This is a genomic window from Chitinophaga sp. 180180018-3 (assembly GCF_037893185.1).
In the GTDB taxonomy this organism is placed as follows: domain Bacteria; phylum Bacteroidota; class Bacteroidia; order Chitinophagales; family Chitinophagaceae; genus Chitinophaga.
This window is the reverse complement of record NZ_CP140772.1, coordinates 477,464-495,790: the sequence shown is the minus strand read 5'-3', so window position 1 is coordinate 495,790 and position 18,327 is coordinate 477,464. Positions and strand designations below refer to the sequence as shown.

The 18,327-nt window shown below is 48.8% G+C and carries 10 protein-coding genes; 9 read left to right on the top strand and 1 reads right to left on the bottom strand.

The features are described 5' to 3' along the window. Positions 1 to 18 precede the first annotated feature (18 nt). The gene (locus UNH61_RS01980; protein WP_326990431.1) at positions 19 to 2,466 is read right to left on the bottom strand and encodes a DUF5686 family protein; all 2,448 of its coding nucleotides are present in this window, start codon (positions 2,464 to 2,466) and stop codon (positions 19 to 21) included. Between the two features lie 325 nt (positions 2,467 to 2,791). Here UNH61_RS01980 and UNH61_RS01975 point away from each other — a divergent pair, with 325 nt between their 5' ends. From UNH61_RS01975 to UNH61_RS01935, 9 genes are all read left to right on the top strand, one after another. Further along, positions 2,792 to 5,287, top strand: coding sequence for a TonB-dependent siderophore receptor (locus UNH61_RS01975; RefSeq protein WP_326990430.1), 2,496 nt, complete (start codon positions 2,792 to 2,794; stop codon positions 5,285 to 5,287). A gap of 18 nt (positions 5,288 to 5,305) precedes the next feature. After that, on the top strand, positions 5,306 to 6,004 hold the full coding sequence (locus UNH61_RS01970) for a hypothetical protein (protein WP_326990429.1): 699 nt from the start codon (positions 5,306 to 5,308) through the stop codon (positions 6,002 to 6,004). 17 nt (positions 6,005 to 6,021) lie between these two features. Continuing rightward, positions 6,022 to 6,840 (top strand): AraC family transcriptional regulator, encoded by an 819-nt coding sequence (locus UNH61_RS01965; protein ID WP_326990428.1) that lies wholly within the window; start codon positions 6,022 to 6,024, stop codon positions 6,838 to 6,840. Positions 6,841 to 6,911: 71 nt separating this feature from the next. After that, the gene (locus tag UNH61_RS01960) at positions 6,912 to 7,682 is read left to right on the top strand and encodes an isocitrate lyase/phosphoenolpyruvate mutase family protein (RefSeq protein WP_326990427.1); all 771 of its coding nucleotides are present in this window, start codon (positions 6,912 to 6,914) and stop codon (positions 7,680 to 7,682) included. Positions 7,683 to 7,702: 20 nt separating this feature from the next. Next, positions 7,703 to 8,083: a DUF4440 domain-containing protein gene (locus tag UNH61_RS01955; protein ID WP_326990426.1), complete on the top strand. Its 381-nt coding sequence runs from the start codon at positions 7,703 to 7,705 to the stop codon at positions 8,081 to 8,083. 148 nt (positions 8,084 to 8,231) lie between these two features. Further along, positions 8,232 to 12,296 carry a two-component regulator propeller domain-containing protein gene (locus UNH61_RS01950; RefSeq protein ID WP_326990425.1) on the top strand — a complete coding sequence of 1,355 codons (4,065 nt, stop codon included), beginning with the start codon at positions 8,232 to 8,234 and terminating at the stop codon, positions 12,294 to 12,296. Between the two features lie 303 nt (positions 12,297 to 12,599). Continuing rightward, positions 12,600 to 15,677 (top strand): TonB-dependent receptor, encoded by a 3,078-nt coding sequence (locus UNH61_RS01945; RefSeq protein ID WP_326990424.1) that lies wholly within the window; start codon positions 12,600 to 12,602, stop codon positions 15,675 to 15,677. A gap of 28 nt (positions 15,678 to 15,705) precedes the next feature. Further along, a complete protein-coding gene (locus tag UNH61_RS01940) occupies positions 15,706 to 17,205 on the top strand; it encodes a RagB/SusD family nutrient uptake outer membrane protein (protein WP_326990423.1) in 1,500 nt (499 codons plus the stop codon). 69 nt (positions 17,206 to 17,274) lie between these two features. Continuing rightward, positions 17,275 to 18,321 (top strand): glycoside hydrolase family 130 protein, encoded by a 1,047-nt coding sequence (locus tag UNH61_RS01935; protein WP_326990422.1) that lies wholly within the window; start codon positions 17,275 to 17,277, stop codon positions 18,319 to 18,321. The last annotated feature ends 6 nt before the right edge of the window (positions 18,322 to 18,327 follow it).

The following is an 18,327-nucleotide window of genomic DNA, read 5'->3' as shown; positions in this document are numbered from 1 at the left end:
CGTAATAAATCCCAAAAACTAGAACTGTAACCTGAAACTGCCAAACAGACCAAAATTACCAGTATGTCCCATAGGCGTTTTCTTGGGGTAAATACGCCATACCGCATCTATTCGGAAGTATTTAAAAATATTATCAAAACCGGTTCCTACTTCTGTATAAACATTCCCCCGCAACGACCGCATGCCGTAACTGCCGAATTCCATGTTGTTAAACACCCTGTTTTTATACGACAGGTTACCGGTTACGGTCTTAACATTCCAGAACTGTCTTACCCCCGTCTTCCTCATAAACGGAAGCAGGTTCAATAACTTCCCGTTGAAGTTGTGCTCAATATTCACGCCTACATATTCATCACTGAAGAATTCATATTTATTCATCAGACTGAACGCTTCTTTGTTGTAGTAATAGGTTTCGTTACCCGGATGTACCTGCAATAACATAAAAGGAAGTTTGTCTGCAAAAATCTTCCCTGCATACACCATGTAATTCACACGGCCCCAGCGGGGAATCTGGAACTGCTGATTCACATTCAGGCTCAGCTTCTGGTAATTGTATTTACTATCGAGTACACCGGAGGGCGCAAACGACCAGCTCAGTTCCGTTACCGGCAGATCGCTGCGCAGGCGCCTTACTTTCCGGAAAGTTTTGATTTCCCGCTCCCCTGGCGCATACCGGAATTTCAACTGAAACTCCGTGTTCACAATATGGCTGTTATGTGCTCCTTCCGGAAAAAACATTTTGTGCGACGGAAGTGGATCAAATGTGTTGTATACATTCCTCGATACTGTTCCCTGCAGGGAATACTGCTGCGGAAACTGTTTCAGCACCGACAATTTCACTTCATCCTCCCGGATAAACTTTTGCGGAATACCATGCCTTCGTACCACCTGTCCGAAAATATTATCCAACGACACTTCTTCGCCATTAAACCCACGTTGATTATTATCGAGATCATTTTTGTAAGAGGAGAATATGCTCCAGCCATTATCTCCTGGCAGGCTGTAAGACACTGCCATCTTACCCTTCAGCGATTTATCTTTCATACCATACGCCAGGTACCCGAACAGGCGCAGATTACGATTGAACTGCGGAGTAGTTCCCAGATCAAACCGGAAGCGCATCCCCTCCACCCGGTTACGGCTTATCCATTTGTACCAGGGCCCGATCTCTACTTTGCCCAGCTTGATATGCCCATCTACCAGGAACGTGACGGTGTTACTAAGCCGCCTGAACTCAGGCATGGATTTCAGCGTATCTATCAGCGTGATGGCACGCAGCTCATTAGCAGTGAGGGATTCAGGCCGGTGCTGTTCCATGTAACGCTTGCCGTTAACTACTGCACTATCTGCTATCACCACTTCCTCCTTCCGCCGGTTAGCGCCCAGCCTACCGTTGATATGCTGCTGATTAACCGCTATGTTGCGGTATAAAGTGGTTTTTCTTCCGATGAAAGAAGTTTTCTCTTTGCCCAACGGCGACAGCTCCACAATACATTTATCTTTCGTAACCACCCATTCCCGCTCATTCAGCTGATTGAACTCCTGAATAATATCCAGCCGTTTTACAAAGTTGATGCTGACTACTTTGGAAATAGAAAGACTGATCTTCTGCAAAGCCCAGGTATTGCTTTGTATCCAGCAATCGCCGGCAAAAAGATTCTCGCCCTCCCGCTTTGGCGTAAAGGCAAGATGATAGTATTCCTGACCGTTTCTTGTAATAGTATCCAGGCCTTTGTAGTTGTAATACCTGTCGCCCGTACTGCTGACAGGGCTCACAAACTCACGGCCGAATATGTACATGTAATTATTGTAAGTATTTACTTTCTGGTTGATGCCACCGAGGTACTCCATCACCGACTCATTTTTAATGCCGCTGGTGTTCAGTGCACGTATTTCTTCCCGCACCTTCGGAGGCGCTCCGGCTATATAATAATCCGACACGGATTCGCTGAGAAATACAGGCAGGAAGGGTGTTTGCTCAGAGGTGGTATCCATCTGCCGGGTGATAAAGGAGTAAGGCTTCAGTATCCTGGAATGTTCAAATCGTTTTCTGTTGATATTGGCAATATCTATTTCCAGTTTGTTGTACAGATCAGCGTAATAACTTTCATAATGCCCGGGTTCATTCGCCTGCTTATGTGCCACTATTTGTCGCCACCACACCAGGCCACGGTCCAGTTTTGCCTTTACTTCCACCCCAATGTTCACGGTAGCCTCCAACGGTATCACCAGATCCGCCGCCATAGCATGTTGTAGTGGAATATGTTTGGGCACATACCCAACATACCGCACTACCAGCGTATCCGCCGGCCGGAAACTTTTTTTAATCGTAAATGAACCGGCACTATCAGTCATCACACCAAAATCAGCCGCCTTCCAGTAAACGGTCGCAAAAGGTAAAGGCTCCTCCGTGAATTTGTTCACCACCTTCCCTGTTATTGATGCAGTACCTTGCGCATATGTCATCTGCATAAACACTAGCAGACAAAAAAGCAGGACTGATCGTTCCAAAATCCAGTTGTAGGTCACCCGCATCAACATCAAATTTCAAAGTATAGTACACCAGTACAGTCATTTATAAGACGGCGATTCCGGTTCATCCCTCCATTCGGTATTCAACAAGATAATTATCAAGTTCTTATGCCTGTCGAATCTTTATATACTCCCTGTTTTTCCGCTTATGAACAGTTTTTTTCCCGATCCGATCAGCTTGTTTATACCTCCGGCAATACCTTCGCGGAGATTTATTTTCATCCTCCCCTGTACAACTGAGCATTATAATTTTTTCCTGATGAGGCAATTTCACCGGCAGGCAGGCATATGTCTGGCATTACTACTATTGACTGTTCTTGGCAAGGCACAAACCATTTTAAAGGGTATTATAACGGATGAGCTTAATCAGCCGATACCCGGCGTCAGCATACGGCTCGGCGAACAGGTGACACTGAGCGACTCTTCAGGGCGTTACACTTTTACCGGCATTAAGCCCGGTCAACACCAGGTTGTTTTTTCTCATGTAGGCTATGAAACATTCCAGGAAAAATTCATGCTGCGCAGCAATACGCAGGAAAAGCTCCTGCATGTTCATCTTCTCAATACCTCTACAGCACTACAGGCGGTAGAAGTAACAGGAAGAAAAGAAAAAGGCTACACGAATACAGAAAGCTACGCCGGCAGCAAAACCGCTATGCCCATTAAAGATGTGCCACAGTCGATCCAGTATGTTACCAAAGAAGTGATGCAGGATCAGGGCGCCGTACGTATGTCCGACATCGTCAAAAACATGAGCGGTGTGAACCAGCATACTTTCTATGATGATGTTACCATCCGTGGATTCCGCAACCAGGGCGGCGTAGGCACCAACAGCTCTACGCAGTTGTTCAACGGCCTCAGAACTTTCAATGGCTTCTGGCGGCAGAACCTGCTCAATTATCTCGAGCGTGTGGAAGTGATAAAAGGCCCTGCCGCAGCCCTTTACGGCAATGCAAACCCCGGAGGCACCATCAACAAAGTGACTAAAAAACCGCTGCAGGAAGATCGTAAATCCGTGAATCTTCAACTCGGCAGCTGGAATACCATGCGTATCAATACCGACTTTACCGGTCCGCTGAATAAAGATAAAACCGTATTATACCGTCTCAATCTCGGCTACGAAAACGCCAACTCCTTCCGCGACCTGATGTTCGATAAGAACATCGTCATTGCCCCTTCCATCTCTTATCTTCCTTCTGAAAAAACCAGGATCAACCTGGATGTGGTGTACAACAAATCAGACAGCCGGCTCGACAGAGGCCAGTCTGTTTTCGGTTCCAGCGATCTGTACTCCACGCCCATTTCTATGAATGTGGCAGACATCAACGACTATCTCAAAGAAGAAACGTACCTCGTTACTGCTTCACTCAGCCATCGCGTGGCTGAGCACATCACCTTCAACACGTCTTTTCTCAGAACAGGCTACCGCCAGGATCTCTTTGAACACAGAAGCACCGCATTCGCCGTCGACAAACAGGGTAAACAGATTCAGGAACTGGCCTTCAGAAGAGCCAGCATGCGGCATAACGAACAATACGCCAACAGCCTTAGCAGCTATCTGAACTTCGATTTCAAAACCGGAATGCCGGAACATAAAGTAGTGGTGGGATACGACTTCAACGACAGCCGCATTCCTGTTGGATCTTCTCAGTCCGATGCCACCGGTTACCGCCTGAAAGATGGCACCATCGCCACCAAATACGCAGTGAAGGATTCTGCGAAATATGAGTTCTATCAGTACAAGGGCAGGATGATTCCCAAACCTAATGTGCCATCATTCGACCTCTCTGCTAATCAGCATTCCTTACTGGATGTAAACGGTTATGTTTACCAGCCTAACAATACAGATGTGGTAGTACCCTACTATGCACAACAGCATAGCATATACGTACAGGACCAGATTACTGTTAACCGGCTGAAACTCCTGGCAGGACTGCGTTACAACTACTACATCGATCACCTCGGCTACGCCACCGGCAACGTAAATAAAGTGAAGCAACACTCCGTACTGCCCCGCATCGGCGCTACCTATGAAGTGAATGCGCACATCAACGCCTATGCAACATACGCGGCCGGATACAATCCGCAGTCGGCCGCCAGCCAGAACCCGCTGAACGGCGGGCCTTTCGACCCATTGAAAAGTATACTCCTCGAAGCCGGCTTAAAAACCTCCTGGTTCAACAACCGGCTCAGCGCTACAATGTCTGTTTACTCCATCGAGCAACGCAATTCCCTGTACAACGCCCTGGATCCGGACAACCCGGATAAGCTGATCCAAATCGGTAAAGAAAAATCTAAAGGCGTGGAACTGGATATTGTAGGCAGCATACTTCCCAATCTTTATATCATCGCTACCTACGCCCACAACGATGCCGTGGTGGAAGGCGCCAAAGGCATGACAGACACGCTTTACAACCATCAGCAAAAACCCAATGCCCCCAAAGACCAGGGTAGCATCTGGGCGAAATACGAATGCTTAAACGGACCGCTGAAAGGCTTTGGAATAGGCGCCGGCGCAAACTATGTGGGAAAACGCACCTTTGGTTTCCTCGGTACTAACGGCATCATTCCCTCTTCAGGCCCTGAATACCTGCTGGTTAATAGCGCCCTGTACTATCGTATGAACAAGCTATTGATACAACTCAATTTCAATAATATCACGAATAAAACACATTGGGTAGGCGGATACGACAGCTCCCGGCTCTATCCCGGAGCACCGCGAAACTGGCTGACATCTGTATCTTATATCTTCTAACCGCTAAACCACTACAACATGAAAAAGATTATATACTTCCTGCTGGCAGCTATGTTATACCTGCCTGTTAATTCCCAGGCTCAATCTGCCAAAGGAAAGATCATCTATGTGCTGCGTACAAATTATAAAGACAGGGAAACTGATGAAAAAGTAAAACAGCATATCGAGTCACTGGGCTACACGGTTAGCTTCGCAGATGAAAGCGAACCTGCATCCAAAGCAGATGGATACGATCTTGTGATAATCTCCTCTACTGTCAGCTCACAACAGCTCGCCGGAAAATATGCCGATGTAAAAATTCCTGTGCTGATGTGGGAGAATGATATACTCGACGATATGCGCTATACCGGAAAACATAAAAATGTGGATTTCGGAGAGGTGGAAAAGGAACATTACATCTGGATGGTTAATGCCCCGCATCCCTTGTCAGGAGGCATTGCAGCAGGCATGATAGCTGTTTACCCGAAAGATCAGACCATGGGCTGGGGCAAACCAGGTCTCGGTGCAACCATCATTGCTACTTTACCAGGACAGCCGGATAAAGCTGTCATCTTCGGTTATGAAAAAGGCGCCACCATGGATTACGATTTCCTCGCGCCTGCCAGAAGAGTAATGATATTCCTCGACAATACCACTTTCACTGCACTCAACAAAAACGGGCTCACGCTTTTTGATGCTGCAATAAAATGGGCAATTGAAAGAAAAGGAGTAAATTAGCTAACAGCTTTTTCTCCATGTACTACCAGGAAATTATACCAGGCGAAAGGCTCAGGCCATATATCAGGTGTTACTACATTTTCGAATCAGAAAATAACGTACCGCTGGAAGATATTGTATTTCCCGGCGGGCACATGGAAATCATTTTCAATCTTGGTGAAGGCTTCTGGCAATCCGCTGTCAACAATGTTTTCTGCACCACTCCCCCCGTTGAGCTATGGGGCAAGATCACGCAGCCACTTGCAGTAAGATCTTTCGGGAAAAACAGGATGCTGGGCATCCGTTTCCATGCACACTCAGCTGCCTTCTTCCTGCACGATGATATATCGCGCTTCAACGACCAGGTATCCGACCTGCAGGCGGTGTTGGGCAACGGTGTAAAAGCCCTGCATAACAGGTTGCTGGAAACACCTGAATTACACAAAAGAATAACACTGATTGAAGCGTTCCTGCTGAACCGGCTTGCCGGCAAAGAAAAGCAGGCAGCCGGTATTGCAATAGTCGGCAGGGTCATTGAAGAAATGAACGAAAATACTACACTGGCCGATCAGGTAGAAACCATCGCTACCCGCCATCGCATCTCTTCCCGCTACCTGCGCAGGTTATTCCTGCAGCATACCGGTGTCTCTCCGAAATTATACAATAAGATCAACCGCTTCCAGCTAAGCCTGCAACTGGTCACAGAAAAACATGCTTCGCTGACTGCCATTACTTATGATTGTGGCTATTTTGATCAGTCACATTTTATCCGCGATTTCAAATCCTTCACTGGTTTTACCCCGTCTGATTATACCCCTGCTGATTATCCCGTTTCCCAGGCAATAGCCGGAAAATAATTTGTTCCGTTTTATACAATTCTGCCTACTCCCCTCATTCTACCTTTACTGCACAACAAAAATAATATGCTATGTCTGCTCATTTTGAACAATTCAAAACATTGCATCACTCCGGGAACCTGTTTATACTGCCCAATGCCTGGGATGCGAAGAGCGCACAGGTGCTACAGGCCAATACCTTTCCGGCGGTTGCCACCTCCAGTATGGCGGTTGCCGGCAGCCTCGGGTATAACGACGGAGAAGATATGCCGTTCAGTGATTATCTCTTCGTCATCAATCGTATCCTGTCTGCTATTAATATTCCGCTATCGGTAGATATGGAAATGGGCTATGGTTCGTCCGATGAAAAAATCCTGGAAAATGTGCTCCGCGTTGCCCGGCTGGGAGTTGCGGGTATCAACATCGAAGACTCCACGATCGTTCAATCAAAACGTGTACTGAAGGATGCTGTTTTTGCACGTACCATTGAATATATCAGGAAAGGTCTTTCATCGGAAAAACTGGAGCTGTTCATCAACGTCCGTTGCGATACTTATATAGCGGATATAGAAGACAGACAAACCGAAACTGCCCGCAGGCTGAAGCTATATGAAGACAGTGGCGCTGATGGAATATTTCTTCCCTTTATTACTTTACCGGAAGATATTGCAGCAGCTGTTGACAATACCCGTCTGCCGCTTAACGTCATGAGCTTTCCCGGCCTGCCGGATCTCGACAGGTTACATCAATTGGGTGTAAAACGTGTAAGCATGGGCCCCTGGCTCTTCACTAAAACTTACACTTCCGCAGATACTATTTCCCAGGCGATCATCACACAACAAAGTCTCGCACCACTTCTTTAATCATCATAAATCATTTAGCAATGAAATTACCTAAAACTCCGCGTGAAGCACACGCCACCCTTGCCGCTGCATTTAACTCCGGCGATGTAGCCACCGTCATGAATATGTACGATACCTCCGGCATCATTGTTCCGGAGCCTGGTGTAGCGGTTTCCGGCAAAGAGAAATTTGAAGAAGCCATCAAAGCCATTTTAGCTGTTAAAGGAAAGATGGAAATCAGAACTGTTTACTGCCTGCAAACAGGCAATATTGCTGTAGGCAGATCTGAATGGAACATCACCGATGGCCACGATGTAAAAATAAATGCCAAAGGCATTGAAGTAATGAAACAACAGGATGATGGTACCTGGAAGATCCTTATTGATCACGCCTTTGGAGCAGAAGTTAACCTGGTACCATAAACCAGGTTTGGTTGAAAAAGAAAGAACCTGGTTGTCCAGCCAGGTTGCTTTAACTCCGCTTCACCGCAGGTAAAAGATGTTAACCTCCTCCCGCCTAAATTTAGTAACTTACTATCCTTAGGCCGCACTGCCTGTACAAAACAACGTTATGAAGCGAGTGTCTCTGATGGTCGTTTGCCTGCTGCAATGCTTTTTTACCTGTATGCCAACCGTTAAAGCGGACCATGGCACGCCCTATGTATTGCAGCAACTCGATAACCGCAACGGCCTTTCCAACAGCGCTGTCAACTCGCTTTTCCTCGACTCCGATAAACTCCTTTGGGCAGGTACCTGGGATGGCCTGAATCTGTACGACGGCACTGCCTTTCATGTATTCAACTATAGCAAAGACAATTCCATTCGCAGTATCGGAAATAACGTGGTGCTCCAGGTGACGGAAGACGGTCAGCGCAGGATCTGGATAAGTACTATAGAGGGAGTTTCCCGCTACGATAAACAAACCGGCCGGTTCTATAATTATTTCTACGGACGGCAGCAACGTCGCCGGATCAGCGAACAGGAATACAATCTTGTAACCGATACCGCCGGGCAGCTCTATTGCCTGATCCGCCAGGAAATGCTGACCCGCTACGATCCTGCTGCTGATTCATTTGTAAACTGTTCCCTGCCCGCTTCCGGAAGCCGCATTAACCGGGCATTATTCGATACCGACAACCGCCTCTGGATACTGCGTTCCAACGGCCACCTGGAAGTATATACGCACTGGCAGGAGCAATGGCAACTGATGCGGAAATATGAAGACGTGCAGGATTTGTATGCACCTGAAAGAAAAATTTTCTTCACGAACGCCAGCCACGAGCTGATGGCAGTGAATACACCATCCCTGCAGCCTCAGCTGCAAACTACATTGCCACATGCGGTAAATGCTATGATCCGCTATCGCGATCATTACCTGCTCGCCTGGAATACGCAAGGGTTCGGGGCCTACAACACCCGATTCCAGCCCGATTCCCTCAACAGCACTGCCATCAGGCAAATCCAGGATATGAAAATCATCAGCTGGGCTACCGGCAGTGAAGATGTGCTCTGGTGCGGCACCGACGGCAACGGCATTATCAGGGTGGCGCCGCAGTCGATGTTCTTCAACGCCATCACCCGCGCCAACGGCGGCCCCGCATGGAATAAACCCATCCGGGCCTTCTGCGCCAACGGAAACGATCTCTGGGTCGGCACTAAAGGCAACGGCATCATCTGCCTGCCCGGATTTAACGCTCCTGCTGCCGGTATCAGACAGCAACAGTTATTTGCCGGCCAGCTGGAGAATAACGCGGTATTTGCACTCAGCCCCGGCCGCGACAGCCTTATATATATCGGCACCGATGGGAAAGGTATTAATATCTACGATCAGCTGCATAAACAGTTCATCAAATGGACCATGATGGATGGCTATAACCGCGTAGCTCCTTTCGGATCCGTATACGCCGTTCTTCCTGATGCAGATGGCAGTGTATGGCTGGGCACCAGCGGATACGGACTGATACATCTTCATATAAAAAAACAAACAACCGGATTAGCCATTGCCAGCTTCGAACAATTTACCTTCAACGGTACTGATACCGGTCCGGCTAACGATATCATCTACTCCCTCGCACCCGGCCCCGGTAATAGTATCTGGATAGGTTGCCGCTACGGAGGCCTCAATCTGTTCGATAAAACAACCCGCCAGTTCAGGAGCTTTAAAGCATTCAGCTACGACAGCAGCTTGTCGCACAACGATGTGCTGGCCCTGTACCGCGACCGGCAACAACGGCTGTGGATAGGCACCAGCTACGGTTTAAACAGCACTCCCGAATCGGCTGTACTCGATGCACGGCCTGCCTTTACCCGGTTCAATACCAGCAACGGGCTGCCCAACAATACCATACACGCTATTACACAGGATAATAACGGCATGATATGGGTCAGCACCAACAAAGGCCTGGCACGTATTAATCCCGTTAACAATGAAATCTCGCACTTCCAGGAAGCCGACGGTCTGCAAAGCAACGAATTCAGCGATGGCGCTGTGTGGAAAGATACGGGCGGCCGCCTGTATTTCGGAGGTATCTATGGCTTCAATTATTTTCTGCCGGCAGATATCCGCGAAAAAACAGCCTGCCCCAACCTCCTGATCTCCGGATTACAACTGGCAGGCGTTTCAAAGGAAAATGGCCTGTTGGTACTGCAACCGGGAGGGTATAACCCCCTCGCCTATACGTTGGCACGCCGCGATAATTTTTTCGAGCTGCAGGCCAAAGCCGTGAGCTTTCTTCACTCAGAGAAATGCGAATATGCCTGGATGCTGGAAGGATACGATAAAGACTGGCAATACACCGGCGGTAATGCCCGCATTGTTTACAGCAACATATTGCCAGGCACTTATCAGCTGAAAGTGAAATGGAGCAACGGCGAAGGCGTATGGACGCCTCCCGGCACCCTGCTCACACTCACCGTGAAACCCTACTTCTGGCTCACCTGGCCCGCTTATCTGCTCTACCTCCTGCTGATCGGCGGCGCAGGCACTTCCTTCTGGCTGTACAGGAGAAACAAACTGGAAATGAAGCATCAGCTGGAAATGGAACACCTGCTCCGCAAAAAAGAGGAAGAAGTCCATAAAGAACAGTTGCAGTTTTTCACCAACATTGCCCATGAATTACAAACACCGCTGACCCTGATTGTGGGAGCCGCGGAACGCGGCAGGGAACAACCCGCTGATAGCTACAACCAGTCGCTCGTGCATCAGCAGGCTTCCCGCCTGACCTACCTGGTACAGCAACTGCTCGAGTTCCGGCGCGTAGAAGCCGGCTTCCCCGAAAATCATTATTCATTGCTCAATATATCCGCGCTATTGGAAAACGTAGCCGGATTGTTCGCGCATCTCTGCCGGCAGAAATCCCTGCATTATGAAGTGAATATCGCAGCTGGTATGGTGGCCCCGATGGACAAAGACAAGCTGGAGAAGATCCTGTTTAACCTGCTGAGCAATGCTTTTAAGCATACCGGCCGAAACCAGCAGGTCATCTTCCGGGCTTCCCGGCAACGCAACGCACTGGAAATATATATGTATAATTCCGGCAGCCATATCCCGGACGAACAGCTGGAAAATATTTTCACGCGCTTTTTCACCACGGGAAACCACACCCAGGGCCGCTTTGGCACCGGTATAGGATTGGCTTTCACACAACAACTTGTACAGCTGTTGAAAGGAAATATTACCGCCGCCAATGAAAACAACGGCGTTGCTTTCCGGGTAACTATCCCGCTGCAGGAAGCCACCGGCACTACACTGGCGCAGGCTGATGCTGATCCGTCTTACCTGCTCCGCTCTGTTACGGCCGACATCTCCCGGGAAGAGCCCTCCGTGGATCCTAATAAACTTACCCGCATACAAAGTCTGCAGGAGGAGTACAAGAAAAGTATATTGGTAGTGGAAGATGAATACGCCATCCGGCAGCTGCTGAAGGATCTGTTGACAGACCAATATATTATATACGAGGCCTCCGACGGTACAGATGCGCTGGAACTTATCCGCCAGCTGACCCCTGATCTGATCATCAGCGATATTATGATGCCCGATATGAACGGACTGGAATTGTGTAATAAAGTTAAAAATGCCGCCAGTACCTGTCATATTCCTTTCATTATCCTCTCTGCCAGAGGTACTATCGATCAGCAAACAGAAGGCTATGAAGCCGGCGCCGATGCCTACCTGCCCAAACCCTTTCATGCCGCACATCTGCTGGTAAGGGTCCGCAAACTGCTGGAATACCGCCAAAGGCTGCACGAAATTTTCAGCAGAAATAATCCTATTGCACAACTGGAAGAAACGGAGATGGAAGATGAAGACAAAAAATTCCTGCAGGAGCTCGTGCGTATCATAGAGGAAAAAATTGACGATGAAACCCTCAATGCCGAAGTACTGGAAAAACAAATGCACCTTAGTAAGATGCAACTATATCGTAAGTTGAAAACTATTTCCAATATGACACCCGGAGAATTTATCCGGTACATCCGCCTGAAAAATGCCGCCCGCCTCCTCGAAAAAACCCAGCTGACAGTTGCCGAAATCTTTTATAAAACCGGATTCAATAACCAATCTTATTTCTTCCGCGAGTTTAAAAAGCTCTTTAACTGCTCCCCAAATGAATATCGCGAAAAACAGACAACTGTTTAAAAAACCAGGCATGATCATCCCGCAGTTTTTATCACATCTTGATAAATAAAATTATTATTTATTAATAATCAATTAGTTAGATAGACACCATTGAACGTATTGTACACTTATTTGTAACTATAGTACAGCTCTTTCCATCTGCTTACCGCTAATTTTAACCCACGAAGCAATCAAAATCCAACGTGTGAAAAAACAAGCATTGTAATTCCACCGATTCAGATCTATTCATTATTCAATTTTTTTAAAAACCGGTTCCATCCTGATCTGTGCAACCGGGAAAATGGAACCATTAAATTTCTACGAATGAAAAACTGGACACATCTGATGACAGTTATGTTGCTGTTACTGCTCGGACAAACTGCCATGGCGCAGGTAAAGGTAACCGGCAGGATCAGCGATGAACAAGGCACCCCTCTTCCAGGCGTGACTGTTGTACAAGCCAATTCAAAAAATGGCGTCGTTTCCGGCCCCGATGGCACCTATGCTATTACACTCGCTGGTAGTGGCAGCTCCATCCTGCAGTTCTCTTTTATAGGCTATATTCCGCGGACTATTACCTATAGCGGCAGCGGGCCCCTGGATGTAACGATGAAGAAAGATGAAGTGGCGCTGAAAGATTTTGTGGTAATCGGGTATGGCACCCAGAAACGTACGCAGGTAACGGGGGCCATTTCTTCCATCGACGGAAAAGCACTTACCAAAACTCAGGCGGTAGATATTACCACAGCCCTGCAGGGTCAGGCGCCGGGTGTAACTGTTACCTCTCCTACCGGCGCGCCAGGTACCGAAGCAGTGGTACGTATCCGCGGTATTGGTTCGCTCAGCCAGAGCAGCAACCCGCTCTATGTAATAGACGGCGTACCCATGAATAGCGGTCTCAATTCTATTTCTCCCAACGACATTGCATCTATTGAAGTATTGAAAGATGCTGCCGCAGCAGCTATCTATGGTTCCAGGGCCGCCAATGGGGTGATCCTCGTTACCACCAAAACAGGCCAGGCCGGGAAAAGTGAAATAGGACTGGATGTAGCCTATGGCATCGCTCACGCCAGCGGGTTGCCCAAAATGCTCAACACCAGCCAGTTTATCGAGCTACAGAACGAAGCTTTTAAAAACGATGGCTCCACCACCCGCAACCTCGACGATCCTTCCAAATTGCCGAATACCAACTGGCTGGATGCCGTTTTCCGCCAGGCAGTCACCCAGCGTTATAACCTGAATTTCTCCGGCGGAAACGACAAAACCCGCTACTACCTTTCCGGAAACGTAGTGAACCAGGATGGTACCATTATCAATTCCAACTTTAAAAGATACGGTCTGCGTTCCAATGTCAGCAGCGACGTAAAAAGCTGGCTGCGCGTAGGCGAAAACCTCAACCTTAGCTTCGATAAAACGCAGGAGATCGGCGCTTCCGGCGATGGCGCACGCCCCGGCAGCCTTCCGGGTGTAGTACGCTATGCACTCATCAGGCCCAACGCCATCCCGGTATACGACTCAAAAACCGGTCTGCTGACCGATCTTCCGCCAGCATATCTGTATAACAGCGCCCTGCTGTACGGAGACGGCAAGAACCCGCTGGCCATTGCCGATTACCGCACCCGCACCGAAAACCGATACCGCCTGCTGGGCAATGTGTTTGCCGAAGCCCGGTTTGCGAAGGATTTTAAACTTCGTACCGACCTCGGCACGGATGTCTACTTCGCAGAACAACAACAATACAGCGGTCAGATACCCGGCGATCGTACTATCCTGCAGGATAAGGATAAAAGTCTGGATAAATACCGGAACCGCTACACCACCATCAACTGGACCAATGTGCTCAACTATAACCACAACTTCAATGGTCATCACGACGTAGGCGTAACATTGGGATCAGAATACATCACCGCCAAAGTGGATTACCTCTCTGCCTCCCGCAACGGCTACGACAATCGGGCGGACCTCACTCCCAGCCTGCAATACCTGACCTATGGCTCCGGACAGCAATTCAACGATGGTATCCTGGAAGAATGGGCGTTGATGTCGTACTTCGGCAGAGTCACCTACGCCTACGACAATAAATACCTCCTCAATGTGAACATGCGCGCCGATGCTTCATCACGCTTCAGTGCCGCCAACCGCTGGGGCTATTTCCCCTCCTTCTCAGCAGGTTGGAACATTGCGAGAGAAAACTTCATGAAAGATCTGACGTGGCTGAGTGACCTGAAAATCCGCGGTGGCTGGGGCCAGCTCGGCAACCAGGACATAGGACTATATCCTTTTGCTACTATCTATTCCACCACCAATAATCTGTTGCAGGTAGTCAGCAGAGGCAACCCCGATGTAAAATGGGAAACCACCACACAATCTAATATCGGTGTGGATGCAGGATTCCTCAAAGGGGCGCTCACACTCAGCGTAGATTATTTCAGCAAACTTTCCAGCGATATTCTCATCCAGCTGCCTTCTTCCTATACTAACGGAGACGCAGCCCCCGCCTACGTTAACGGCGCTAAGATGAGCAATAAGGGTGTGGAAATTACGGCAGGCTATAAACAGGCCATTGGCAAAGATCTGAATTTTAATATAGGCGCTAACGTTACTACGCTCCGCAATAAAGTTGTATCCCTCTACAAAGGGAAAGAACAGATATTCAGTGCCGGATCAGGCCGCGTCATTCTCCGGGAAGGCCAGCCCATCAGCTCTTTCTACGGATATAAAACCAATGGCATCTTCCAGAACGACCAGGAAATACAGAACTATAAGAACAGCAAAAACGAACTCTATCAACCCAACGCCAAGCCCGGCGACATCCGTTTCGTAGATGTCAACAACGATGGTAAAATAGATGATGCCGATCGCACCATCATCGGTAATCCCAACCCTAAACTGTTGTACAGCCTGAGCGCCGGCGTTAACTACAAACAATTCGACCTCACGTTGTTCTTCAATGGCGTACAGGGTAATCAGATCTATAATGAAGTAGATAATATCATTAACAGCTTCGACGGACGCGGATTCAATAACAAGGAAGATTTTTATAAAAACCGCTGGCACGGGGAAGGCACCAGCAATACCACGCCACGGGCTACTTTCCTCGATCCTAATAATAATCGCCGCACGTCCGACAGGTATATACAGAATGGCAGCTATCTCAGATTGAAAAACATTATGCTCGGGTATACCCTGCCGGCGGCAACGCTGAAACGCATCGGCTTTACCAACGCCCGCATTTATGCGAGTGCGCAAAACCTGTTCACCATCACCAAATACGGCGGCATGGACCCGGAATTATATACGAATGAAAACCTGGCCAACTATGCAGATATGGCCGTGGGCATCGACATGGGTACTTATCCTCCGTCAAAAACCTTTACGTTCGGCCTCCAGCTGGGATTCTAAAAGATTGCTGCATTTAAAACTGATCATCATGAAAAAACTACTCACTATATTAACACTCTCCGCTGTTTTCACAGGCTGCAGCAAACAGCTTGAAAAATATCCGCAGGGAAAACTAACCGGTGATAACGTGTTCACACAACCAAATGATTTCCTCATGGCTACTGATGCCGCGTATCTTCCGCTCACCAATCGCTTCCGTGGCGACTGGGACTGGGATAACGGCAGTAGTATTCCCCGCGATTGGGTGGTGGGCGATGTCATGAGCGACGACGCTGTAAAAGGCGGCGGCAGCCTGGGAGATCAGGAAGACATGCGCCGCCTGCAAACCTTCAGTATCTTCCCCGAAAACAACAATGTGCTGGGGATCTGGCGCTTCAATTATAAAGGCATCGATGCCGCCAATACCCTGCTCTCACAGGATGGCAGTAAAGTCAGTGGCCTGGACCCCGCCGTATGGAAACGCCTGCAGGGAGAGGCACTGTTCCTGCGTGCATTCTACTATTTTCGTTTAGTCGTTAACTTTGGTGATATTCCATTGCTGATTCCGGAAAAGAAACTAACGGATAACACTATACGTACTCCGGCAACGCAGGTATACGAACAGATTGAAAGCGATCTGAATCAGGCCATCAGCGTGTTACCCGCGTCGTATGATGCCGATAATTATCAGCGAGCCACCAGCGGTGCAGCCCACGCATTGCTGGCCAAAACCCTGCTGTATCGCCAGCGCTGGCAGGACTGCCTCACACAGATCGCCGAGGTGGAAAAGAATAATTATATACTACTGGATCATTTCGAAGATAACTTCAACGGCAACGGGGAGAAAGCCGGCGAAATCATTTTCGCTGCCCGGCACGATGCAGGTAAAACACCTTCACAAGGCTCTGTACTCAATGCAGTATTTGCCCCTCAGGGTAAAGGATGGGGATTCGAAATTCCTACGCAGGATCTGGTGAATGCCTTCGAGCCCGGCGATCCGCGCCGCGCTGCCACGCTGTTCCAGGCAGGCGATAAATACCTCGATGGCAGCAATTACGATCCCGCATGGTCGCCCGTTACCGGCTATAATGTGCGCAAATTCATGAGTAATGTAAGCCCTATCGACGATGGCGGCGTTGACTTTGTATATATCCGCTTAGGCGATGTATTGCTATGGAAAGCAGAATGCCATGCCAACCTCGGTCAACTCGCAGAAGCACGCGCCGATCTGGAACGGGTACGCGCCAGAGCACGTAAATATGCAGCACATCCGGCCACAGATCTTCCACCAGTTACCACCAACGATAAGAATGCTCTCCTTGCCGCCATTCAGCATGAAAGAAGAGTGGAGCTGGCAATGGAAGGACATCGCTACTACGATCTGGTACGCTGGAATCTTGCCCAGTCGGTGCTTGCCAAATTCCCTGACGCCGATCCGCTGAAAGGTATACACGACTATGGCAATGGCTGGCAGCCGTTCAACAAGCTGCTGCCCATTCCGCAGCGCGAAGCAGATCTGTTAGGACTGCACCAGAACACAGGTTATTAAATCATCCTGGCAGGGGCCTGATTTTCGTATAGTCACGCTCCTGCCGGAAACCATGCAAAAAAAACGACCATGACGATAAAGGTTAACAGATTTCTGCAGAACCCGTTGCTTCGCCCATCGAATGTAAAGCCCAGCAGACCCGGGCTGGAAGTGGCCTGCCTGCTGAATCCCGGAGTGTTTGAATTCGACAATAAAACCTGGCTCATCATCAGGGTAGCTGAACGCCCGCAGCAAAAAGAAGATACTATTTCTTTTCCCGTGCTGAAAGACGGCGGTATCGAGATCATTGAGATAGCCAAAAGCGATCCGCAGCTGGACGCAACCGATCCCCGCGTAATCCGCTACAAAGGCGTGGATTACCTGACTACGCTATCGCACCTACGACTTTTTCACAGCAGCAACGGAATCGATTTTCAGGAAGCAGCCGATTATCCGCAGCTGCATGGAGAAGGGCCACTGGAAACCTTTGGCGTGGAGGATTGCCGGGTAACACAGATCAACGACACTTACTATCTTACTTTTACTTCAGTATCGCCCAATGGCGTTGCCGTTGGTATGCGCACCACCCGCAACTGGAAACACTTCACTCATCATGGCCTGATATTGCCACCACATAATAAAGACTGCGCCCTGTTTACCGAACCGGTGAATGGATATTATTATGCGCTGCACCGCCCCAGCAGTGTAGATCTGGGCGGCAATTACATATGGCTGGCGCAGTCTCCTGATACGCAGCATTGGGGGAATCATCAGTGCCTCGCGCGAACAAGACCGGGCCGCTGGGACAGTGTGCGCATTGGCGCCGGCGCAGCGCCTGTTAAAACAGCTGCTGGCTGGCTGGAGATATATCACGGCGCCGATGAAAATCACAGGTACGGCCTTGGTGCACTGCTGTTGGACCTTCATAATCCCGCTGTGGTATTGGCTCGTAGCGAAGAGCCCATCATGATCCCCGAAGCACCCTACGAACTTACCGGCTTCTTCGGGCATGTGGTATTTACCAACGGGCACACCGTGAAGGATGATCAACTCACCCTCTACTACGGTGCGGCCGACGAAGTAGTATGTGCTGCGTCTTTTTCCATCAGGGAAATACTTTCATCACTAAACCGCTAACCCATT